Source organism: Nocardioides sp. F233 (assembly GCF_057813895.1).
On record NZ_JBVASH010000003.1, the window covers coordinates 238,604 to 260,175 of the forward strand.

General features: G+C 71.3%; 20 protein-coding genes. 8 read left to right on the forward strand and 12 right to left on the reverse strand.

The window, feature by feature from the left end:
- Genes ACZYRU_RS12450 through ACZYRU_RS12460 form a run of 3 tightly spaced genes read left to right on the forward strand, consistent with a single transcriptional unit; the run spans position 1 to position 3,498 of the window.
- Positions 1-1,134: a M20 family metallopeptidase gene (locus tag ACZYRU_RS12450; RefSeq protein ID WP_488957418.1), complete on the forward strand. Its 1,134-nt coding sequence runs from the start codon at positions 1-3 to the stop codon at positions 1,132-1,134.
- Positions 1,131-2,558 carry an aspartate ammonia-lyase gene (locus ACZYRU_RS12455; protein WP_488957419.1) on the forward strand — a complete coding sequence of 476 codons (1,428 nt, stop codon included), beginning with the start codon at positions 1,131-1,133 and terminating at the stop codon, positions 2,556-2,558. Before ACZYRU_RS12450 ends, ACZYRU_RS12455 begins: the two co-directional genes overlap by 4 nt.
- Before the next feature lie 19 nt (positions 2,559-2,577).
- Complete coding sequence (locus ACZYRU_RS12460) at positions 2,578-3,498, forward strand: LysR family transcriptional regulator (protein WP_488957420.1); 921 nt, start codon at positions 2,578-2,580, stop codon at positions 3,496-3,498.
- 35 nt (positions 3,499-3,533) lie between these two features.
- Here the strand turns inward: ACZYRU_RS12460 and ACZYRU_RS12465 are convergent, their stop codons facing one another.
- From ACZYRU_RS12465 to ACZYRU_RS12485, 5 genes are all read right to left on the reverse strand, one after another.
- Positions 3,534-4,925: a purine-cytosine permease family protein gene (locus ACZYRU_RS12465; protein ID WP_488957421.1), complete on the reverse strand. Its 1,392-nt coding sequence runs from the start codon at positions 4,923-4,925 to the stop codon at positions 3,534-3,536.
- 79 nt (positions 4,926-5,004) lie between these two features.
- Positions 5,005-5,565, reverse strand: a complete 561-nt coding sequence (locus ACZYRU_RS12470) for a hypothetical protein (protein WP_488957422.1) — start codon at positions 5,563-5,565, stop codon at positions 5,005-5,007.
- Between the two features lie 61 nt (positions 5,566-5,626).
- Entirely contained in the window at positions 5,627-7,054 is a 1,428-nt protein-coding gene (locus tag ACZYRU_RS12475; protein ID WP_488957423.1) for a sodium:solute symporter family protein, read from the reverse strand.
- Positions 7,051-7,332 carry a hypothetical protein gene (locus ACZYRU_RS12480; protein ID WP_488957424.1) on the reverse strand — a complete coding sequence of 94 codons (282 nt, stop codon included), beginning with the start codon at positions 7,330-7,332 and terminating at the stop codon, positions 7,051-7,053. The genes ACZYRU_RS12475 and ACZYRU_RS12480 overlap by 4 nt, the downstream gene beginning before the upstream one ends.
- On the reverse strand, positions 7,329-8,768 hold the full coding sequence (locus tag ACZYRU_RS12485; protein WP_488957425.1) for an amidase: 1,440 nt from the start codon (positions 8,766-8,768) through the stop codon (positions 7,329-7,331). The genes ACZYRU_RS12480 and ACZYRU_RS12485 overlap by 4 nt, the downstream gene beginning before the upstream one ends.
- 208 nt (positions 8,769-8,976) lie before the next feature.
- On the opposite strand from ACZYRU_RS12485, the gene ACZYRU_RS12490 reads away from it, so the two are divergent.
- From ACZYRU_RS12490 to ACZYRU_RS12500, 3 genes are read left to right on the forward strand one after another with little or no spacing between them, the layout of a single operon-like run.
- The gene (locus tag ACZYRU_RS12490; protein ID WP_488957426.1) at positions 8,977-9,933 is read left to right on the forward strand and encodes an AsnC family transcriptional regulator; all 957 of its coding nucleotides are present in this window, start codon (positions 8,977-8,979) and stop codon (positions 9,931-9,933) included.
- A gap of 9 nt (positions 9,934-9,942) precedes the next feature.
- Positions 9,943-10,284, forward strand: coding sequence for a DUF1801 domain-containing protein (locus ACZYRU_RS12495; protein ID WP_488957427.1), 342 nt, complete (start codon positions 9,943-9,945; stop codon positions 10,282-10,284).
- Positions 10,285-10,297: 13 nt separating this feature from the next.
- Positions 10,298-12,055, forward strand: a complete 1,758-nt coding sequence (locus ACZYRU_RS12500) for a DUF429 domain-containing protein (RefSeq protein ID WP_488957428.1) — start codon at positions 10,298-10,300, stop codon at positions 12,053-12,055.
- 4 nt (positions 12,056-12,059) lie between these two features.
- Here ACZYRU_RS12500 and ACZYRU_RS12505 read toward each other — a convergent pair whose 3' ends face one another.
- On the reverse strand, positions 12,060-12,710 hold the full coding sequence (locus tag ACZYRU_RS12505; protein WP_488957429.1) for a TetR/AcrR family transcriptional regulator: 651 nt from the start codon (positions 12,708-12,710) through the stop codon (positions 12,060-12,062).
- A 45-nt stretch (positions 12,711-12,755) separates the two neighbouring features.
- Here ACZYRU_RS12505 and ACZYRU_RS12510 point away from each other — a divergent pair, with 45 nt between their 5' ends.
- Both ACZYRU_RS12510 and ACZYRU_RS12515 read left to right on the forward strand, forming a co-directional pair.
- Positions 12,756-13,865 carry a TIGR03857 family LLM class F420-dependent oxidoreductase gene (locus tag ACZYRU_RS12510; protein WP_488957430.1) on the forward strand — a complete coding sequence of 370 codons (1,110 nt, stop codon included), beginning with the start codon at positions 12,756-12,758 and terminating at the stop codon, positions 13,863-13,865.
- Between the two features lie 24 nt (positions 13,866-13,889).
- Positions 13,890-14,591, forward strand: coding sequence for a spermidine synthase (locus tag ACZYRU_RS12515; protein ID WP_488957431.1), 702 nt, complete (start codon positions 13,890-13,892; stop codon positions 14,589-14,591).
- Between the two features lie 432 nt (positions 14,592-15,023).
- Here the strand turns inward: ACZYRU_RS12515 and ACZYRU_RS12520 are convergent, their stop codons facing one another.
- From ACZYRU_RS12520 to ACZYRU_RS12545, 6 genes are read right to left on the reverse strand one after another with little or no spacing between them, the layout of a single operon-like run.
- Positions 15,024-15,530, reverse strand: coding sequence for a nucleoside deaminase (locus ACZYRU_RS12520; protein WP_488957432.1), 507 nt, complete (start codon positions 15,528-15,530; stop codon positions 15,024-15,026).
- Complete coding sequence (locus ACZYRU_RS12525; protein WP_488957433.1) at positions 15,527-17,008, reverse strand: cytosine permease; 1,482 nt, start codon at positions 17,006-17,008, stop codon at positions 15,527-15,529. The genes ACZYRU_RS12520 and ACZYRU_RS12525 overlap by 4 nt, the downstream gene beginning before the upstream one ends.
- A 14-nt stretch (positions 17,009-17,022) precedes the next feature.
- Positions 17,023-18,447, reverse strand: a complete 1,425-nt coding sequence (locus ACZYRU_RS12530) for a YlbE family protein (protein ID WP_488957434.1) — start codon at positions 18,445-18,447, stop codon at positions 17,023-17,025.
- On the reverse strand, positions 18,447-19,994 hold the full coding sequence (fdrA, locus tag ACZYRU_RS12535; protein ID WP_488957435.1) for an acyl-CoA synthetase FdrA: 1,548 nt from the start codon (positions 19,992-19,994) through the stop codon (positions 18,447-18,449). Before fdrA ends, ACZYRU_RS12530 begins: the two co-directional genes overlap by 1 nt.
- An 11-nt stretch (positions 19,995-20,005) precedes the next feature.
- A complete protein-coding gene (locus tag ACZYRU_RS12540) occupies positions 20,006-20,608 on the reverse strand; it encodes an ankyrin repeat domain-containing protein (protein WP_488957436.1) in 603 nt (200 codons plus the stop codon).
- Positions 20,605-21,546: an oxamate carbamoyltransferase subunit AllH family protein gene (locus tag ACZYRU_RS12545; protein WP_488957437.1), complete on the reverse strand. Its 942-nt coding sequence runs from the start codon at positions 21,544-21,546 to the stop codon at positions 20,605-20,607. Before ACZYRU_RS12545 ends, ACZYRU_RS12540 begins: the two co-directional genes overlap by 4 nt.
- Positions 21,547-21,572 lie beyond the last annotated feature (26 nt).

Sequence of the window (21,572 nt, forward strand, 5' to 3'; positions counted from 1 at the left end):
ATGACCAAGCAGGCCGCTGCCGCCACGATCGGCTCCGACGCCGAGCGCCTGATCGCGCTCTCCGAGCAGCTCCACGCCAACCCCGAGCTCGGCTGGGAGGAGCACAACTCCTCGCGCTGGGTCGCCGAGGCCCTTTCCGAGGTCGGGTACGACGTCACGCCGGCCTACCTCGGCCTGGAGACCGCCTTCCGCGCCACCATCGGCAGCGGCCCGTTCCGGCTCGGCCTGTGCGCCGAGTACGACGCCCTGCCGGGCCTGGGCCACGCGTGCGGCCACAACCTGATCTCCGCGATCACCGTCGGCGCCGCCCGCGCGCTGGCCCCGCTCGCCGACGCCGCCGGCCTGACGATCGAGGTCTACGGCACCCCGGCCGAGGAGGGCGGCGGCGGCAAGATCGAGCTGCTCGAGCGCGGCGCCTTCGCCGGCCTCGACCTGGCGATGATGGCCCACCCGGCTCCGGTCGACGTCGCGGAGGCGGAGCCGTTCGCGGTGTCGCACTCCCACGTGGAGTACCGCGGCAAGGGGGCCCACGCGGCGGCGTACCCCGAGCAGGGCGTCAACGCCGCCGACGCGTTCACCATCGCGCAGGTCGCGATCGGCATGCTGCGTCAGCAGCTCCCGCCGTCGGTGCGCGTGCACGGCGTGATGACCAACGGGGGAGAGGCGCCCAACGCGATCCCGGCGCGCACCGAGGGCCGCTGGTACGTCCGCGCCGAGTCGATGGCCCAGCTCGCCGAGACCGAGGACCGGGTCTGGAAGTGCTTCGAGGCCGGGGCGCTGGCCACCGGCGCGAGCCTGGAGATCACCCCCGAGAGCAAGCCGTACGCCGAGTTCCGCACCTTCGCGCCGGCACTGGAGGCCTACCGGCGCAATGCGCAGGACCTGGGGCGCACCTTCGACGAGACCTCACCTGCGCGACGGATGAACCGCGCCTCCACCGACATGGGCAACGTCTCCCAGGTGGTCAACGCGATCCACCCCTACATCGGCATCAACTCGGGCACGGCGCTCAACCACCAGCCCGAGTTCGCCGCGCACTGCGTCGGCGGCGACGCCGAGAAGGCGCTGCTCGACGCCGCCACCGCGCTGGCCTGGACCGCGCTCGACGTTGCCGGGGAGGCGACCGCACGATGACCACCGAGGTGTTCCCCACCCGCACCGAGCACGACTCGCTCGGCCCGCACGAGGTCCCCGCGACGGCCTACTGGGGCGTCCACACGGCCCGGGCGCTGCGCAACTTCCCCGTGAGCGGTACGACGGTCGGCAGCCACCGCGAGCTCGTCGCCGCGCTCGGCGCGGTCAAGCTCGCGGCCGCGCGGGCGAACCGCGACCTCGGGCTGCTCGACGAACGCCGCTACGACGCCATCGCGGCGGCAGCGGAGGAGGTCCGGGCCGGCCTGCTCGACGACCAGTTCGTCGTCGACGTGATCCAGGGCGGGGCCGGCACCTCGACCAACATGAACGCCAACGAGGTGGTCGCGAACCGGGCGCTGGAGCTGCTCGGGCTGCCGCGGGGCAGCTACGACGAGATCCACCCTCTCGACCACGTGAACCGGTGCCAGTCGACCAACGACGTGTACCCGACCGCCGTACGGCTGGCCCTGGTGGCGGCCATCGACCGCGTCTCGGTGGCCACGGCCGCCCTGGCGGAGGCGTTCGCGGCGAAGGCCGACGAGTTCCGCGACGTGCTGAAGATCGGCCGCACCCAGCTGCAGGACGCGGTCCCGATGACGGTGGGCCAGGAGCTCGGCGCGTTCGCGACGACGCTGCGCGAGGAGCTCGCCCGGCTGGCCGACTCGCGGGTGCTGCTGTGCGAGATCAATCTCGGCGCCACCGCCATCGGTACCGGCATCACCGCCCACCCGGGCTACCGCCGGCTCGCGGTCGAGCACCTTGCCGCGATCACCGGCCTGCCCGTCGTGGGAGCAGGTGACCTCGTCGAGGCGACCAACGACACCGGCGCCTTCGTCCAGGTCTCCGGCGTCCTCAAGCGCGTGGTCGTCAAGGCCTCGAAGATCTGCAACGACCTGCGACTGCTCGGCTCGGGCCCACAGGCCGGACTCGCCGAGCTGCAGCTCCCTGCCCGTCAGGCCGGGTCGAGCATCATGCCCGGCAAGGTGAACCCGGTGATCCCCGAGATGGTCAACCAGGTCGCCTTCTGGGTGATCGGCAACGACCTCACCGTCACCATGGCCGCCGAGGCCGGACAGCTCCAGCTCAACGCGTTCGAGCCGGTGATGGGCCACGGCCTGCTCCAGGGCTTCACCTGGACGGCGGCCGCCTTCGACTCGCTGCGTGAGCTGTGCGTCGACGGCATCACCGTCGACGCCGCCAAGCTCGCGGCCGCAGCCGCCGGCAACGCCGGCCTGGCCACCGCCCTCACGCCGCTGCTCGGCTACGCCCGGTCAGCGGAGATCGCCAAGGCCGCGCTGAGCGGCGCCGGTGACGTCCGGGAGCTGGCCCTGGCCACCGGCGGGATCGATCCGGAGGTCCTCGACGCCCTGTTGCGCCCCGAGACCCTCGCGAACCTCGACGCGTCAGGCTCCCACGAGGCCTGACCTGCGGCAGGATGGCCGCATGGCCGAACCTGCCTTCACCCTGACCCAGCTGCGGTACTTCGCCGCGGCTGCCGAGCAGGGCAGCATGACGGCTGCCTCCAGACAGCTGATGGTCTCCCAGTCGGCCGTGTCCACGGCCGTGGCCCAGCTGGAGAAGGAGCTCGGGGTCCAGTTGCTGCTGCGCCACCACGCGCGCGGACTGACGCTGACCGCGGCCGGCGAGGAGTTCCACCGCGAGCTGCGCAGCTACCTCGTGCACACCAGCGAGCTGGTCGAGGTGGCCCGTTCGGCCGGTCAGGCGCTCGTCGGCGAGCTCGCGGTCGGCTGCTTCACGACCCTCGGTCCCTTCGAGCTGCCGCGCCTGCTGGCGGCGTGCGAGGCCGACCACCCCGGCATCCACGTCTCGGTGGTCGAGGACGAGCACGCCGTCCTCAAGCAGGCACTGCGCTCGGGGCGCTGCGAGCTGGCGCTGATGTACGGCTACGACCTCGACGACGACATCGACCACGTCCGGATCGGCCTCGCGGCGCCGTACGTCCTGGTTGGCAAGGGACACCGCCTGGCCCGCCGCAAGAAGGTCGCCCTCGCCGAGCTCGAGGGCGACCCGATGGTGCTGCTCGACCTGCCGCACAGCGGCCAGTACCTCGAGCGGATCGTGGCGTCGGCCGGCTTCCGGCCCGAGATCCGGCACCGAACCGCCGGGTTCGAGACGGTGCGGGCGATGGTGGCCAACGGCCAGGGCTGGTCGGTCCTCAACCAGCGACCGGCCAGCCACACGACGTACGACGGCGCCGAGGTCGTCACGCTCGAGATCACCGACCCGGTGGAGCCGCTGGAGATCGTGCTGGCCTCGATGAAGGGGGTCCGGCTGACGGCGCGGGCCCAGGCGTTCCTCCGGTCCTCGGTCCGGGCAGCACGAAGGGCAGGCCGCCCGGACTGATCCGGGGCGACCTGCCCTTCGGCAGGGGTGCGAGGTCAGGCGGCGACGGGCGTCGCCAGCTCGCTCGGGGCCAGCTTCCGGCCGCGGGCCAGGAAGTAGTAGACCGGAGCGGTCGCGACCAGGCCGATGATCCAGCTCAGGTCGGCACCGTCGAGCTTGTCGGCGATCGGGCCGGTGTAGAGCGGCGTGGCCATGAACGGGATCTGGACCAGGATGCCGATGACGTAGGCGAGGATCGCCTGGCCGTTGAACCGGCCGTAGATGCCGCCGTCGGCCGCGAAGATCGAGTCGAGGTCGTAGTTGCCGCGGTGGATCAGGTAGAAGTCGATCAGGTTGATCGCGGTCCACGGCACCAGCACGACGAGCAGCGCGAGCACGATGTCGACGAAGTGCCCGATGAAGTCGCCGGAGACGCCGATGGCGAAGTACGTCGACGCGGCCATCACGACGAGCGAGAGCACCATCCGGCTGCGGGCCGTCGGGATCCAGCGGGCGACGAAGGTCTGCACGCAGGTGATGATCGAGAGCACGGTGCCGTACAGGTTCAGCGCGTTGTGGCTGATGACCGAGAGCAGGAACAGGACCAGCAGCGGGGTGCCGAAGGCGCCGGTGGTGTCGCGGACGCCGGTCATCACCTCGACGCCGGGCTTCATCGCCAGGGCGACGATCGCACCGAACGCGAAGGGCAGGATCGAGCCGAGGGTGCAGCCGAGGTAGGTCGCCTTGAAGGTCGCGCGGACGCCGACGTCGGCGGGCAGGTAGCGCGAGTAGTCGGACACGTAGGGCGCGAAGGCGATCTGCCACAGCGCACCGAGCGAGACGGTCGCGAGGAAGCCGGCGGTGCTGTAGCCGCCCTGGGTCCAGAAGCCGGCCGGGACGCCGGCGACGAAGATGGCGAGCGTGCCGAGCACGATGCCGATGCCGAGCACCCAGGTGGCGACCTTGTTGAGCGAGTGGATGACCTTGTAGCCGATGACGGCGATCAGGCCCGAGCCCAGTGCGCCGAGCACGATGCCCGCCTCGACGGGGATCGGGTCGGCGATGCCGTGCAGCGACTGGCCGGCGAGCACGATGTTCGAGGCGAAGAACGCGAGGTACATGACAGCAGCGATCACGACGACGATCAGGGCGCCGAACGAGCCGAACTGGCCGCGGCTCTGGATCATCTGCGGGATGCCCATCTGCGGGCCCTGGGCCGAGTGCAGCGCCATGAAGACGCCGCCGACGAGGTGGCCGACCACGATGGCGACGAGGCACCAGAAGAGGTCGAGGCCGAAGACGGTGACACCGGCGGCGCCCGTCACGACGGGCAGCGGGGCGATGTTCGTCCCGAACCACAGGGTGAAGAGGTCGCGGACCTTGCCGTGGCGGTCCTGCGGTGGGACGTAGCCGATGGTGTGCTTCTCGACGACGGACTGGTCGGTCATGGTTCTACTCCAAAGGTTGTGAGGCGCACCACCCATGGTCCAGACGATCCGGGTCCTCTGGCAAACGAATCCTTTTGGATCAATGCATCGGTTCAGCAGATGGCTGGGCGACCCGCCGCCGGCCCAGCGCGTAGAGCGCGAACCCGGTCGTCAACAGCAGGCCGAGCAGCATCCCGATCCGCTGGCCGAACTGCGCCGGGTGCGCGGCGTCGAGCGCCGCGTAGACGGCGAGGTGGTCGCCGACGTACCAGAGCAGGTACGCCGTCGGCGGCACCAGCCAGCTCAGCGGGTGCCACCAGCGCACCGCGTGGTGGTTGCGGCCCACCAGCACGAAGTCGAGCACGACCAGTGACGGCGTCACGACGTGCTCGAGCAGCGACCAGGCGTGCCACAGGTTGCCGTTCTGCATCGGCACGTAGGCCAGACCGACGAGCACCATCAGGGTGGTCAGCGCGCCGCGCAGCCAGGGGGAGCGGGGCTCGCGCACCGCCAGGCCGAGGAAGCACACGGCCACGGCGAGGTTGGAGAGCTGGGACAGCGCGGTCCACCACACGTCGTACTCCCGCGCCGCGAGGACCACCCCGCTCGCCGCGCTGGCGACGACGAGGAGGCGCCAGAGCGCGACGGGGACCGTGTTCACCGGGGAATGGTGTCACGTTCACCATTCGTTCACCCAGTGAACACGGCCTCCGAGGTGCGCGTCAGGCGGTCGCGATCGCGGCGTCGCGGGCGTCGGACGGCGTGGTCGTCCTGGTGCGGCGCCGGACGGTCTCGGCCACGACCAGCACCACCAGGTTCGGCGCGAGCGCGATCAGGCCGGAGTCCCAGCTGCCGATCGGGACCTCGAAGAAGGTGATCCAGGCGACCGTCACGACACCGACGACCATGCCCAGCAGCACCGGCACCGCGCCCACGGTCACCTTCCGGCGCAGGCCGATCAGGGTTGCCGGAGCCATCTGGGTGAGTCCGCCGTAGGTGAGCAGCAGCAGCGAGGCGATGTCGGAGTTCGCCAGGCCGAAGACGAGGGACAGGCCGATCGCGACGATGACGAACACCGTGTTCAGCCGGAACCGGAGCGACTCGCGCACCGGCACCAGGTTGGTGGACACGAGCGAGGAGATCCCCATCGCGATCGCCGCTGCCGGCACCATGGCGGCGGAGGCGCCGGCGATGGCGACGACGGCCACCAGCCACGACGGGAGGGTCGCGTTGGCGGTGTCCAGCAGCACGTGGTTGCCGGTCGTGTCGGCCGCGAGCTCCTGGGTGGCGGTGAGGCCGACGATGATCGGGGCGAAGAGCATCAGCTGGTAGAGCGCGAGCCACTTGTAGTTGCTGCGCAGGACCTCGCCCGACTTGGCCGCGAGGACCGGCGGCCACAGGTGGGGGAAGGTGTTCAGGCCGGCGCCGATGCTGGTGACGATGACGGCGGTCAGGAAGAAGGTCGTGTCCCAGCCGGGCTGGCTGAGGTCGAGCAGCTGCGGTCCCACGCTGTGGACGTGCGCGAAGGTGTCCGGGATGCCGGCGATGCCGAAGACGGCGCCGCCCAGGACGATCAGCAGCGCGGCGATCATCAGCACGTCCTTGACCACGGCGACGCGGGCGATGCCGCGGATCCCGGACCAGACCACGAAGACCACGACGAGCAGGCTCGCGACGACCATGGACAGGCCGCGTCCCGCCTCGCTGCCGGTCGCGAGCTCGACGATGAGGCCCAGGCCCGTGATCTGGAGCTGCAGGTAGGGCAGCAGGAAGATCGCGCCGACGAGGGCGGACACCTTGCCGAGGGCCGGGCTGTTGAAGCGGTCGGTGAAGAAGTCCGCCTGCGTGAGGTAGCCGCGCTCCTCGCCCAGCTGCCTGATCCGGGGCGCGACGAAGTAGAGGCCGATCGAGCAGATCGAGAGGTAGGCGAGGGCGAAGACGCCCACCACGCCGCCCCCGAAGGCGATGCCGGCGAGGCCGAGGAAGCTGAACGTCGTCAGCGAGTCGCCGGCCTGGAGGAACCAGGAGGTCCAGCGCGGGAAGCCGCGACCGCTGACGGTCCAGTCGGCCATGTTCGTGCTGCGCCGCCCGCTCATGCCGAGCGCGCCGAGAGCGACGATGCCGATGATGATGGCGGTGGTGAGGATCATCGCTGCTCCTCCTCGGTCTCGTGCTGGGCGTCCGACGCGGCGAGCTCGGCGGCGTCCGCTGCCGCCCCGCCGTCGCGGCGGTAGCTCGCCTCGACGATCTGGAGGGCGACGACGGTGCCGACGACCCAGACGGCGGTCCAGACGAGGACGGACGGCAGGCCGAACCACAGGTGGGGGCCGTTGACGAACGGCAGCGGCGTGGCGAGGAAGCCGACGACCGGTACGGCGGCGATCGCGAGCCGCCGGGGGCTGGCGAGGGTGGGGGCGGACGAGGTCACGAGAGGTCCTCCGGGAGGCGAGGGGTGCAACGGCCGTGGCCGGTCGCTGCTTCGAATGCTGCGGCGATGGAGAGCAGCGCGGAGTCGGTGCGGGCCCGGGTGACGACCTGGAGGCCGACGGGCAGCCCGCCGGGCGTGAACCCCGCCGGCACCGAGATCGCAGGCACGCCGAGGGGAGTGAGGAGGTAGCTGGCGGCCATCCAGTCCAGGTAGGTGTGCAGGGCCGTGCCCTCGATGTCCGTCGGCCACGGCTGCTCGACCGGGAAGGGGGCGACCTGGCTGACCGGGGCCAGCAGGACGTCGTACTCGTCGAAGAAGCGGTGCGCGGCCCGCTGCAGCCGGGTGACCTCGGCGAACGCCTGCATCACGTCGCGGCCGGAGTGCCCCTGGCCCTGGCGGACGTTCCAGACCAGGTCGGGCTTGAGCGCGCCGGGCTGCTCGTCGAGCAGGTGGCCCCACATCAGGTCGAACTCGGCGGCGCGCAGCGTGCGGAAGGCATCGTCGGAGCCGTCGAGGTCGAGGCAGGCGTCCTCGACGTGCGCGCCGAGCTCGGCGAAGACCTTGACCGCGGGCTCGAGCACGTCGAGCACCTGGGCCTCCACCGGGACCCGGCCGCCGAGCGTCGGCGCCCAGGCGACCCGCAGGCCGCGCAGGTCGGCCGGCGTGACCGGTGCGGAGCCGGGGCGGTCGCCGTGGTGGGAGAGCGGGTCGTCGCGGTGGGGACCGGCCAGCACGGAGAGCAGCAGGGCGGTGTCGTCGACGGTCCGGCCCATCGGGCCGGAGACGGCCAGGGGAGTGAAGGCGACCCCGGTGGTGGGCTCGGGGACCAGACCCGGCGTCGGGCGCAGGCCGACGACGTTGCACATCCCGGCCGGGTTGCGCAGCGACCCGCCCATGTCGCTGCCGTCGGCGATCGGCTGGAAGCGGGCCGCCAGTGCCGCTGCCGCGCCACCGCTGCTGCCACCCGCGGTGCGGCCGATCGCGTAGGGGTTGTGGGTGGCGCCGAAGACCTCGTTGAAGGTGTGGGAGCCGGCCGCGAACTCCGGCACGTTGGTCTTGCCCACCCGGACCGCGCCCGCCGCCTGGATCCGGCGAACGACCTCGTCGTCGGCCGTCGGGACGTTCTCGGCGTGCAGCGGGGAGCCGTACGTCGTGCGCAGGCCGGCCGTGGCGTGGGTGTCCTTGAACGAGATCGGGACGCCGTGCAGCGGTGCCAGGGGTACGCCGGCCGCCCGGCGCCGCGTGGCCTCGTCGTCAGCCGCGGCGGCGGCGCGCTCGGCGCCCTCGCGGTCGAGGGTCACGATCGCGTTGACCGTCGGGTTGTGCCGGTCGATCCGCTCGAGGTGGGCCGCCAGCACCTCCCGTGCGGAGAACGCGCCCTGCTGCTGGCCCTCGACCAGCTCGCGGGCGGTGGCTTCGGTGAGGTCGTTGACCACGGAACTCCTCCAGAGGTGCTCGAGCGGCGGGCCCGGAATCGCCGGGTGACTCACGCCACACTGTTGTTTGAGCCACAGTCTTTGCCATGATGTCGATTCAGGTCAAGAGATCAAATGAAAAGAATGAAATGAGACAAATGGCGAGGCGTTCATGAACATGAAAGCCGTGCTGCCCGGTTCGCGAGGTCGGGTGCCGGATACTGGCCCGGTGTCGAGTGCCCCCCTGGACCCGTTGTCGCAGCGGATCGTCGGTGCCCTGCAGGTCGACGGGCGCGCGTCCTGGCGCAAGATCGCCGAGGTGCTCGACGAGCCCGTGCGCACCGTCGCCCGACGCGGTGCGGCCCTGCTCGAGGAGCGCACCGTCCAGGTCGTGGGCCTGCCGAACACCAACCCGACCCATCTCGTGCGGGTGCGTTGCCGGGCCGGCGCGACCTCCTCCGTCGCCGCGGCCGTCGCGGCCCGCCGCGACACCGTCTTCGTGTACGCCGTCGGTCGTGCCCCGGAGGTCGTCGCCGAGGTGATGACGCCGTATGCCGCTGTTCCTGGCCTCGTGCTCGACGAGCTGCCCGCCCTCGACGGTGTCGAAGGGGTGCAGGTCGACGCCGCGCTGCTGTACTTCCGCACGATCGCGGAGTGGTCGCCGGGCCTGCTCACCGCCGAGGAGAGTGCCGCACTCGGGGGCGCCGCGCCCGCCGAGCCCTTCTCGCCCGAGACGCACTTCCAGCTCGACGAGGGCGAGCTGGCACTGATCGACGCTCTCGTCGCCGACGGCCGCACCCCGCTGCAGGACGTCGCCGAGCTCCTCGGCTGCTCCGACGCCACCGCCCGCCGCCGGGTCGAGCAGCTCGTCGACCGCGGCGCGCTACGGATCCGTGCCGTGGTCGAGCCCGCCCTCCTCGGCCTTCCCGTCGAGACGCTGCTGAGCGTGCGGGTCCCGCCTGCCCGGGTCGACGCGGTCGGCCGGGCGCTCGTCGCGTCCCCGCTCGTGCGCTACTGCGCGTTCGTCGCCGGCGAGGACCAGCTCCTCGTCGACGTGACGACCCGCGACGTCGACGGGCTGCGCGCGCTGCTGACCGACCCGGCCTGGACCGACGGGGTCGACCACGTCGCCGCCACGCCGCTGCTGCGTGCCTACAAGCGCGGCGGGGTGCTCGTCGCTCGATAGGGTCGCTCCATGAGCGCTGACTGGCGGGCCGACACCGTCGAGAAGATCCGGTCCCTGATCGTGGCGGCGGAGCCCGCCGTGGTCGAGGAGGCCAAGTGGAAGAAGGCCTCCAACCCCGACGGCGTGCCGACCTTCAGCGCCGACGGGCTGGTCTGCACCGTCGAGACCTACAAGGACAAGGTCAAGACCACCTTCGCCAAGGGTGCCTCGCTCGAGGACCCGACCGGCATCTTCAACGCCAGCATGGACGCCGGCGTCCGGCGCGCGGTCGACGTGTTCGAGGGCGAGGTCATCGACGACGACGCGTTCATCGCGCTGGTCCGCGAGGCCGTCGCGCTCAACCGCGGCTGACCCCCTGCCGAGCATGCACTTCGTCGGGATCGACCTCGCCTGGGGCGACCGCAGGCCCACTGGGCTCGCGGTCGTCGACGGCGACGGCACCCTCGTGACGGTCGCGGCGGTCCAGGACGACGACGAGATCGTCGCCGCGCTGGCGCCGTACGTCGAGGGGGACTGCCTGGTCGCGATCGACGCGCCGATCGTCGTACCGAACGAGACCGGCAATCGGCCGGCGGAGGCGGCGCTCAACAAGGACTTCGCGCGCTTCGACGCCGGCGCCCACCCCTCCAACCGGGGCAAGCCGGAGTTCCGCGAGCAGCCCCGCGCGGCTCGGGTGGCGGCCAGGCTCGGTCTCGACATCAACCCGCGCTCGCGCCGGCCGCGCCGCGCGATCGAGGTCTACCCGCACCCCGCCACCGTCGCGCTGTTCCGCCTTGGCCGGACCTTGAAGTACAAGGACAAGGCCGGTCGCGACCTCGAGCAGCTCCGGGCCGAGCTGGTCGTGCTGATCGGCCTCGTCGAGGGCCTGGCCGCCGCCGAGCCGCCGCTGCACGTCGCTGCACTCCCGGTCTGGCAGGAGCTGCGCTCCGCCGCCGAGACGGCGACCCGCAAGAGCGAGCTGCGCGTCGTCGAGGACCAGGTCGACGCCGTCGTGTGCGCCTACATCGGGCTGTTCGCCGAGCGTCGGCCCGAGCACACCACGACGTACGGCGACCTGGAGACCGGCTACATCGTCACCCCGACGCTGCCCGCCGATCTCGAGCCCACCCCGCGCCCGCGTCGCGGCTCGCCGCCGCTCGACGTCGGCTCCGCCGTACGCCGCTACGCCGAGCTGCAGCCCGGCCTGCGCGCCGTCACCGACGGTTTCGTGGCGCTGGTGACCTCGATCCTCGACGAGGCCGGCATCAACTACCTGACCGTCACCGGGCGCACGAAGTCGGTCTCCTCCTTCGCGGCGAAGGCCGCCCGCACCGTCGACGGGCGCCCGCTCCACACCGACCCCCTGCACGAGATCACCGACCAGGTCGGCGTCCGCGTCATCACCTACGTCCACAGTGACGTGCAGGCAGTCGTCGACCTCCTCGACGACCAGGTCGTCGTCCACGACGACCGCGACCTCGGCCAGGAGACCGCCAGCGAGGGCCGGTTCGGCTACTCCAGCCGCCACCTGCTGGTCGGGCTCGAGCCCGGCTCCGACGGCCCGCTGCAGGGGCACCAGGCGGCGATCCAGATCCGCACCGTGCTGCAGCACGCGTGGGCCGAGTTCGAGCACGACATCCGCTACAAGGGCAGCGTCCCGCCCGAGCACGTCCTCGAGCTGGACCGCCGCTTCACCCTCGCCGCCGGTCTTCTCGAGCTCGCCGACCGTGAGTTCTCCACCATCCGCGACCTGCTGCAGGGCCCGGCCGGCTCCGCCGCCACCGGCGAGGACGACCCGTTCGACGAGGACGACCCGCGGATCAGCCCGCGCGAGCTGGCGGCCTTCCTCGCCGGTCAGTACGCCGACGCCGGCTGGTCGCGCACCGACCACTACACCTGGATCTCCGCGCTGCTCCTCGAGCTCGGCATCACCTCGCTCGCCGCGCTCGGCGACACCCTCCGCTCCGTCGACGAGGACGCGTTGCGCGAGCGGATGGGCTACCGCTACCCGCCGGGCGCCGTACGTCGCCTCGACGATGCGCTGCTCTGGGCCCACGGTGAGAGGTACGCCGACCTGCGCGGCAACGCCGACCGCGCGCCCGCGCTCCGGGCCCGGTGGGCGAAGATGCACGGCGAGGACTGATCGATCAGCGCTCGGCCGCCAGTCCGGCGGCCGTGAAGCGGGCGAGCTCGTCGACGAACACCGGGTCCAGTCCGGCGGGTCCGATCTTGCCCTCCGGCTTGCCCTGGTCGGCGCCGGCGAGGGACCCGAGCATCGAGAACATCGCGATGCCGAGCCGGAACCGGACCGCCGTGCTCTCGTAGTCGCGCAGTGCCCGCACGGCCGCGGCGTGGAAGAGCTCGGACGCGCTGGGCTCGCCGTCATCCAGGTCGGCCCAGGCGGCGGCGCGGTGATGGGCGAGCTGGGTGATCAGCTTCATCCAGGCCAGGCCGGCCTGCGGGTCGGCCGCGATCATGGCCACCATCGGGAGCAGGACGGCGTCGACCACGTCGCGTGTCGTCACCGGTTCTGGGTGCTCGACGAGCGCTGCGAGTCCGGCGCGCATGCTGCGGGTCAACGGCTCGCCGCGGCGGGCGACGACCGCGTCGACCAGGTCCTGGCGCTGCGGGAAGTGGTAGAGCACCCCGGCCGAGGACACCCCTGCGGTCCGCCCGATCGCGCGCAGGGAGTCGGTCCCGACGCCGTTGGCGGCGAACAGCTGCTCGGCGGTGTCGAGGAGCCGGGCCCGGACGTCGACGTCGGTGCGCGGGCCCGGCCGGTTCGCTCGCGTCGTCATGACGGAACCCTTGACAGCAATCTGATCACTTGCTCAGATTACGCCATGTCGAGCAGTCCAGACCAGCAGCCCGAGCAGCTCAACGAGCTGGGCTACTACGCCGTGACCCACCACCCCGCCGACGCCCGCGTCCTGTTCCCGGAGGCCACTGCCGCCGAGAGTCTGGGGCTCGGGTCCTGCCACATCAGCGAGCGGTTCACGGTCAAGGAGGCGGGCTCGCTCGCCGGCGGTGTCGCCGGCCGGGCCCCCTCGCTGGGGATCGCGAGCGCCGCGATCAACCACCACACCCGGCACCCGATGATCACCGCGACGCTCGGCTCGACGCTGCACCAGATGACCGAGGGCCGCTACGCGATGGCGTTCGGCCGCGGCGCCGCGCAGCACTGGAAGGCGATCGGCCTGCCGGTCGTCACCGAGGCCGCGCTGCGCGACTTCATGGGCCTGCTGCGCCAGGTGTGGCGGGACGGCTACGCGCTCGACCACGACGGACCGGCCGGCTCCTGGCCCGTCGTGCACAACCAGAGCGGGCTCGGCGAGGGACCGCCGCTCGGCCTGGTCGCGGTCGGGCCGCGGACCATGGAGCTGGCGGGGGAGACCTGCGACTTCGTCATCATGCACACCTTCTTCGGCGAGCAGGCGACCCGCTCGTCGATCGAGGCCGTGCGCCGCGGCGCCGAACGAGCCGGCCGGGACCCGGACGCGATCCGGATCTGGTCCTGCCTCGCCACGGTTCCGGACGGCCTGTCCGCCGACGACCGGGTACGCCGGGGCGTGGGCCGCCTGGTCACCTACCTGCAGGCGTACGGCGACGTCCTGGTCGCGGTCAACGGCTGGGACCCCGCTGCCTGGGAGCGACTGCGGACCGCGCCGGTCTTCGTCGACGCAGCGGCGGCGGGCGCCATCGACGCGTCGGCGGACGCCGAGACGCTGCACCGGATCGCCGACCTGGTCCCGGACGAGTGGCTCGAGGCCTCGGCCCACGGGACCTCGGAGCAGGCGGCGGCCACGATCGTCCGCGAGCTCGAGCTCGGCTGCCACTCGGTGATCCTGCACGGCGCCGAGCCCGACGAGCTGGCTCCGATCGTCGAGGCCTACCGTGCCGTACGGCCCACCCTGGCCCGCCCCGTCGCCACCAACCCGGGGCGGTTCCTCTAGGCATGGCCTAGGGTCGGGCGGGTCATGGCGCGCGACCTCTACATCCTCGACCTCGACGACATGCAGCAGTCGGCCGTCGACCTCGCCGACCCGACTCGCCTGGTCTTCGACTACGTCCGCCGGATCGGCGACCTCCTCGACGTGATGCCGCCCGGGCCGCTGCGCGTGCTGCACGTCGGTGGTGCGGCGATGACCCTGCCGCGCTACGTCGCCGCCACCCGGCCCCGCTCGTCGCAGATCGTGCTCGAGCCCGCGGTCCAGGTCGTCGAGCAGGTCCGCGCCGAGGCGCCGCTGCCGCCCCGCAGCGGGATCAAGGTGCGCCCGGTCGACGGCGAGACCGGGATCCTCGCGGTGCGCGACGACTCGCAGGACGTGGTCATCCTCGACGCCTTCGCCGCCGGGCAGGTGCCCGCGTCGCTGACGTCGGCCGGGTTCGTGGAGCAGGTCGGGCGGGTGCTGGCGCCGGGCGGGATGTTCGTCGCGAACCTGGTCGACCGGCCGCCGTACCCGCGGGTGCGGGCGTTCGTCGCCGCTGCCCGCACGCTCGGTGACGTCGTCGTCGGCGCGGAGCCCGCGACCCTCAAGGGCCGGCGGGAGGGCAACCTGATCATCGCCAGCGGCGCGGCCCCGGCGGGTGCCTTCGGGGAGCCGTCGCCCCTGGAGTACCGGGTGTTCCGCGACCGTGCGGTGGCCGACACCTTCGGCGGAGGTCGGCCGGCGCATTGACGCCGCGCCCGTTGCGCGTCGTGGTGCCGGCACGACACCGAATCCACCGGTTCCGGTGGGCTGGATGTGCGGATGCTGCGGTTGCGTAGTGCTGGCGTTCCAGGAGGCAGCGACGACGGAGTCGGGTGGTGGGCACCGTCGCGCTGTCGGCTTTCGTCCGATCTCGGGTCATCGGCGGAGATCGGATCAACCAGGTTCATCCGATCCCCGCCGGTAACAGGATCCGGCAGGTTTCGCGACCGAAAGCCGACCGCGGAACCTGACCGTCCGCCGACTTTCCTCGTTGCTGCCTTTCGGAGCTGTGCCGACGACGGCACCGCAGCCCGCTCACACCCAGGCCCGCCGAACCGGTGGGTTCGGAGTCTGGAAGCACTCGTGCGGGTCCGACCGTGGGGGAGCCGGACCGCACGAGTGTGTCTGCTGCTCGCAGCGTCAGCCGTTGAGCGCCCGGAACTCCGTCCAGATCGCGGCGCACTCCTCGCGTCCCTCGGCCAGGTGCACGAGGTCCATCGTGCTGGTGTCGCTGCCGTCGAGGTAGCGGCGCAGGTGCATGTCCGAGAAGCCGTTGTCCGCCGCGTCGTCGCGCGTCGAGGCGTAGTAGCACTCGGTGATGCCGGCCCACATCATCACGGCCACGCACATCGGGCACGGCTCGCAGGTGGCGTACATGACCATGCCCGACAGGTCGAGCGTGCCGAGCTTGCGGCAGGCCTCGCGTACGGCGACCATCTCGGCGTGACCCGAGGGGTCGGTGTCCTTCAGGACCGTGTTGCCGACGCTGACGACGACCTCGCCGTCGTTGACGAGCGTGGCGCCGAACGGGCCGCCGGTGCCGGCCCGCATGCCCTCGACGGTGATGTCGGCGGCCTGGGCGAACCAGGCGTCGACCTGCTCCGGGCTGGCGGACGGGCTGGCGGACGGGGCGGGGGTGGTGCTCATGAGGTTGCCTTTCGCGAGCCGAGGATCGTCAGCGTGTAGCCGACGAACCCGATGAGCAGGCCGGAGAAGAACGCGAGGTTCTTGACGTCGACGAGGAAGCCGACCTCCTTCAGCCCGGGGAGCGTGCCGGCCATGGTGAACACGAAGCTGACCACCAGCACCCCGATGGCGCGCCAGTTGTAGGCCACCTGCGGCGCCTTCGGGTCCGCGTAGATGTTGTCGAGGTCGACGGTGCGCTTCCGCTCCACGAAGTACGACGCCAGCATGATCCCGGCGATCGGGCCGAACATCGAGCCGATGAACGAGTAGAACAGGAAGAGTGCGTCGGTCGCCTCGAGGAACTTCCACGGCAGGAACAGCGTGCCCACCACCGCGGTGATGATCGCCCCGTTGCGCACCGTGAACCGCGCCGGCCACTCGGCGGTGAGCTGCAGGCCCGCCGGCAGCATGTTGCCGAACACACAGAACGCGGTCATGCCGACGTTCATCGACAAGATCAGCAGCACGACGACGAACGGGTTGCCGATCGAGTTGATCGCGTCCACGAAGATCGTCGGCCGGTTGACGTCGAAGTCGCCGTGCGTGCTGACGCTGAGCGAGGCCATGAAGGAGACCGTCACCAGCGTGAACAGCAGGTACGACGCGATGACGCCGACCGGGAAGCCGAGGGCCGGGGCCCTCGTGGACGTGGCGTTGCGGGTGTAGTCGCCGGTGTTGACGATCGGGCCGGCCCAGTTGGAGACCAGCGCCGCGACGCAGCCGACGAACACCAGCGGCGTCACCTCGGACTGCACGGGGTGCAGCTCGAAGATGTCGGAGAAGCTGCCGACGTTCTTGATGGCCAGCACCACGCCGATGACGATCAGGACGTAGACCGCCGGGTTCGCCCAGGTGCTGAACGTCCCGAGGAACTTCTGGCCCGCGAGGAAGAGCGCCACCGTGATCGACCACATGATCAGGTACGAGATCGCCGTGGGGACGGCGAGCCCGAGGATCGAGCCGTCGAGGTCGGCGTACCCGGGGAAGATCTTGTCCATCACGACGTCCAGTGCCTGCGCGCTGGAGACCGTCGAGAGGCCGAAGAACACGATGCCCGCGATGGTGCCGCGGATCGCGGCCGGGAGCAGCGCGCCCCTGGAGCCGAACGAGTCGCGCAGCAGCATCGCGAACGGTACGCCGTACCGCGCCGAGGCCTGGCCGTTGAGGATGTACCCCGCCGACACGATCACCGCGCTGAGCAGGATCGCCGCGACGACCTGCTTGGCCGAGAGGCCGAGCGCGAAGAAGCCGACCACCGTGAAGTAGGACAGGATGTTGTGGATCGGTCCCATCCACACGGTGACGAACTGCGGGGTCGACCAGGTCCGGTCCTGCGGACGGACCGGGAGGACGTCCTCGGCGTAGCCGCGGGCGGCGTACGTCGCGACGGCCTCGGCTCCCGGGTCGACCAGGTCGAGACCACTAGAGGTCGTGGACATGCCAACCCATCCCTTCAGGCACCGATGGTGTCGGAGAGCGCGACGATCGCCTGCTGGAAGGCCTCCAGCGGCGGGTGCACGATGCCGGCGCCGATCATGCCGATGCCCGGGTCCTTGTGGGCGATGGCGGTGTTGATCAGCGGCAGGATGCCGGTCTCGATGACCTTGCGGACGTCGATGCCGGTCGGCACGCCCATGAAGTCCAGCGCCGGGATGGTGACGTTGGGGTTGTTGGTCGTGGTGATGGCGTTCATCGTCTTCGAGTAGCCCATCGCCTCCTGCACGGTGCCGCCGACGAGGGCGACGATCGCGGGAGCCGCGGCCATGGCGAAGCCGCCGATGCCGAAGGTCTCGGTGATGGCCGAGTCGCCCATGTCGAGGCCGGAGTCGGCCTCGGTGTAGCCGGCGAACATCGGGCCGATGACCTGCTGCGCGGGACCGGTGAACCACTGGTCGCCGGTGCCGGAGACGCGGATGCCGAAGTCGACGCCGTTGCGGCACATGGCCGTGACGACGGTCGAGTTCTCGATGCCCACGGCGGCGTCCATCGCGGCCTTCGCGGTGACCATCCAGGTCGGGCCGGAGAAGTAGTCCGACGACGCGACGAAGTCGAAGACCTCGCGCTTCTCCCTGGTCGTGAAGTCCGTCTCGAGGATGTACGGCGCGAGCGCCTGGATCAGCAGCGTCGTACCGGCGACGTTGCGGTTGTGCGCCTCGTCGCCCATGTGCAGGGCCTGGGAGAGCAGCAGGCGCAGGTCGAGGCCGCCCTCGTTGAGCTCCATGGCGCCGGCCAGGATCGGGCCGAAGACGTCGCGCATCCAGTTGAGGCGGTCGATGACCGACTTGTCGTTGGCGCCGAACCGCAGGATCTTGGAGAGCTGCTCCGACAGGTTCGTGTAGGCGGTGTTGCCGTGGGTGCGGTTGGTGACCTTGTGGACCCACATGCTGGCGCTGGTGACACCGGCCATCGAGCCGACCGACTGGTGCTCGTGACAGGGGGAGAAGGTGATCTCGCCCGAGGCCGCGAGCTCGGCGGCCTCGTCGAGATCCTTGGCGAGACCCTCGAAGACGAGCGCGCCGGTGACGGCACCCTTCATCGGGCCCGACATCCGCTCCCAGCTGATCGGGGGACCGGCGTGCAGGATGGTCGTCTTCGTCATCCCGGGCACGGTGTCGATCGCCTGGCCGAAGCCCTCCAGGAAGGGCTGCGCGGCGAGGACGCGACTGACGGCCTCCTCGTTGGCGGCGTTGATCTTCTCGGCGAGATCGGGGCGCTCGAGGCGACCGAGGGCCGCGATGATCTCCGGGTCACCGCCGCCCGGCGGGGTCCAGTCCATCCGGACCGGTGCCACGCCCTGGGCGGTGAGGTCCTCGGCGAACATGTCGAGACCGAGGTTGACCGGCTTGAGGCCGGTCGAGAACAGGCTGTTGATGCTCATCAGTGGTCACCCTTCGCAACGAATTCGCGGGCCAGCAGGCCGAGATTGGTGGAGGAGGAGGCGATGGTCACGCCGGCGGCCTCGAGCTGCGCCACCTGGCCGGCGATGGCCGGGGTGTCGAGGTCGGTGCCGAGGACGTAGCCGAGGATCTCCAGGTGCTGGCCGCGCGCGGCAGCCTTGGCCTTGGCCTCCTCGATGGCGGGGATGGTCACGCCGACCGGGTCCTCGTGGGAGCCGAAGCCGAGGATGAAGTCCATCGTGATGACGCCGACCTCGGGGTCGTCGGCCTCCTGGACGAGGCGCTGCAGGCGCAGCGACGGGTCGATCATCGGGTGCGGGCGACCGTCGGTGAAGTCGTCGTCACCCATGTCGAGGAAGGTGTGCTCCTTCGACGGGTCGGTCGCACCGAGGACGTACGACGGGTCCTTCTGGATGTTCGAGTAGACGTTGTCGTACGTCGCGAGGGCCGCGAACATCGCCTCGTCGCACAGGGTGCCGCCGCAGAACAGGCCGCGGACGTACTTCTGCTCGGGGGCCAGCTTGGCGCGGGTCTCCTCGATGAGCGGGAGGTTGAGGGCGTGCAGGTCGAGCGTGGACTCGTCGACGCCGGTGGCGAGCACGGCGGCCAGTGCGGCGGGCTTGGTGCCCGACACCAGCTGCACGTTGGGGTGGCCCGACTCCGTGCGCGGCGAGCCGAGGAAGCAGACCACGGCCGGCTTGCCGGTCGCGCCGAGGACGCCGAGCACCTTCTCGGCGACCTCCTCGGCCGGGGGCTTGGAGACGACCACGATGACCTCGGTCTCCGGGTCGGCCGCGAGGGCCTCGATGCCGTCGACCATCATCAGGCCGCCGACCTCGGCGGACAGATCGCGGCCTCCGGTGCCGATCAGCTGCGAGACGCCGCCGCCGAAGTCGTGCACCCGGACCGAGATCTCCTGGCTGCCGGTGCCCGAGGCGCCGACGATGCCGATCGAGCCACGGCGTACGGCGTTCGAGAAGGCGAGGCCGGTGCCGTTGATGATCGCCGTACCGCAGTCGGGACCCATGAGCAGCAGGCCCTTGTCGTGGGCGAGCGTCTTGAGCTCGATCTCGTCCTCGACCGACACGTTGTCGGAGAAGATCATCACGTGCTTGTCGGCGACGAGCGCCTTGCGGGCCTCGCGGGCGGCGAAGGCGCCGTTGACCGAGATGAGGACGAGGTTGCTGTCCGGGACCTCGGAGAACGCGCCGTCGAGCGTGCGGTAGCGGACCTCGGCGGTGCCCTCGGCGCCCTTGTTCTTGCGGGCGAGGATGTCGTTGACGGCCTGGATCGCGTCCTCGACGAGGTCGTCCGCGGCGTCGATCACGATCATCAGGTCGCTCGGCTTGGCGGCGTCGATGGCGGGGTCGTTGACGCCGACGTTGGCGAGGACCTCCTTGTTCATCGGCGTGGCCATGCCCAGCAGGGCCTGGGTGACGCCCTCGACGGCGTTGGCCTTGGTGCTCATGGACATGAGCGAGACCGAGTCGAGGTAGGTGTTCTTGCGGATGTCGATGTACCTGGTCATCTCAGGTCCTTTCAGAGGTAGCGCTCGATCACGGCGGCGAGGTCGTCGAACCCGCGCTTGCGCGCGAGGTCGAGGGGCGTGACGCCCCACTCGTCCGTCATGCCGGGCTTGGCGCCGTGCTCGAGCAGCAGCTCCGCGGTCTGCTGGCGGACCGGGCCGCCGTCGCCGAGGATGATGGTCTCGATCAGGGCGGTCCACCCGAGCGTGTTGGTCAGGTTGACGTTGATGTTCGTGTTCTCGAGCAGGTAGCGGACGATCTCGAGGTGGCCCTTCTCCGCGGCCGGGGTGAGGCCGTTGCCGCCGAAGCGGGTGAGCCGCTTCAGGTCGGTGCCTGCCTCGACCATGATCGTCACGAGCTCGAGGTCGTCGTGGATGCACCCGTGGATGAACGGGTTGAAGCAGGTCTGGTCCTGCGCGTCGATGTCGACGCCCTCGCCGATCAGGAAGCGCACCACGTCGTAGTGCTTGGCCCGTGCGGCCGCCAGGACGGCGCTCGCCTCCTCCCGGTCCAGCGCGTCCTTGTCGGCGCCGTCGGCGAGGGCGGCGCGTACGCCGTCCAGGTCGCCGGCCGCCGCGGCGGCGAGGTACCGCTCCTCGGCTGAGGGTGTGGTCACGAGATCTCCTTCGGGTGGGTGGGATCCGCGAGGCGGTCCGCCTCGCGCAGGTCTGCCTCGAGCTCGAGCCCGAGACGGAAGCCGGTGAGGATGTCGGCGCCCGACGTGTGGCCGATGGCGCGCACCCGCAGCACCGCGTCGACCAGGGTCGGGGTGGTGCCGGTCGCGCTCAGCGCCGAGACGAGGACGTGGATCCGCTGACGCCCGCGGCCGGCCAGGGCCTCGGTCAGGGTGGCCGCGCTGACGGCGGTCGTGCGCTCCTCCAGGGGAGTGCCTCCGAGGACCGCCTCGGTCAGTGCCGGCCGGACCCGGTCGAGCAGCATCCCCCCGGCCGCGGCGAGCACCGCGAGGCCGGTCAGCACGTCGTCGCCGCTCGGGGTCAGCCCGGAGCCGAGGCCGACCAGGCGGGAGGCCGCAGCTGTGGTCGCATCCGGGTCGTCCGCGCGGACGGCGTCGGCCAGGACCGTCGTACGACGGCCGAGCTCCTCGGCGGTGAGGACGTCGAACGGCGTGCGGTTGGCCGGGGGCAGCAGGTGCCGCTCGATGGTGGCGGCCGCGGCCCGCAGGTCCTCGGGGGCCAGCGTGGCCAGTGCCGACGCGTCGGCGGGGGAGGGCTGCCAGCGCGCCGCCCCGGCGAGGACGACGGTCGTGCCGTCGTACTCGTGGGTCAGGGCGGGACCGAACCGGATCGGGTCGTCGAGGTGCCAGTCGATCCGCGCCCAGTCGGCGGCGGCGATCCGGACGGTGCGCGGCGCGTCGTCGAGCTCGTCGCTCGACAGGCAGCAGAGCAGACCGTCCGGCGTGCGCAGGTTGACGACCTTCGCGTGCACGGAGTGGACGGCGCCGGTGCGCCCGTCGGTGGGGAGCCCGTCGGCGAGCAGGGCGTCGACGGAGACGGCGTCGACCAGCCGTACCGCGTGCTCTCCTGCTGTCGCCACCACCCGGGACTCCTTCGTCTGGGTTT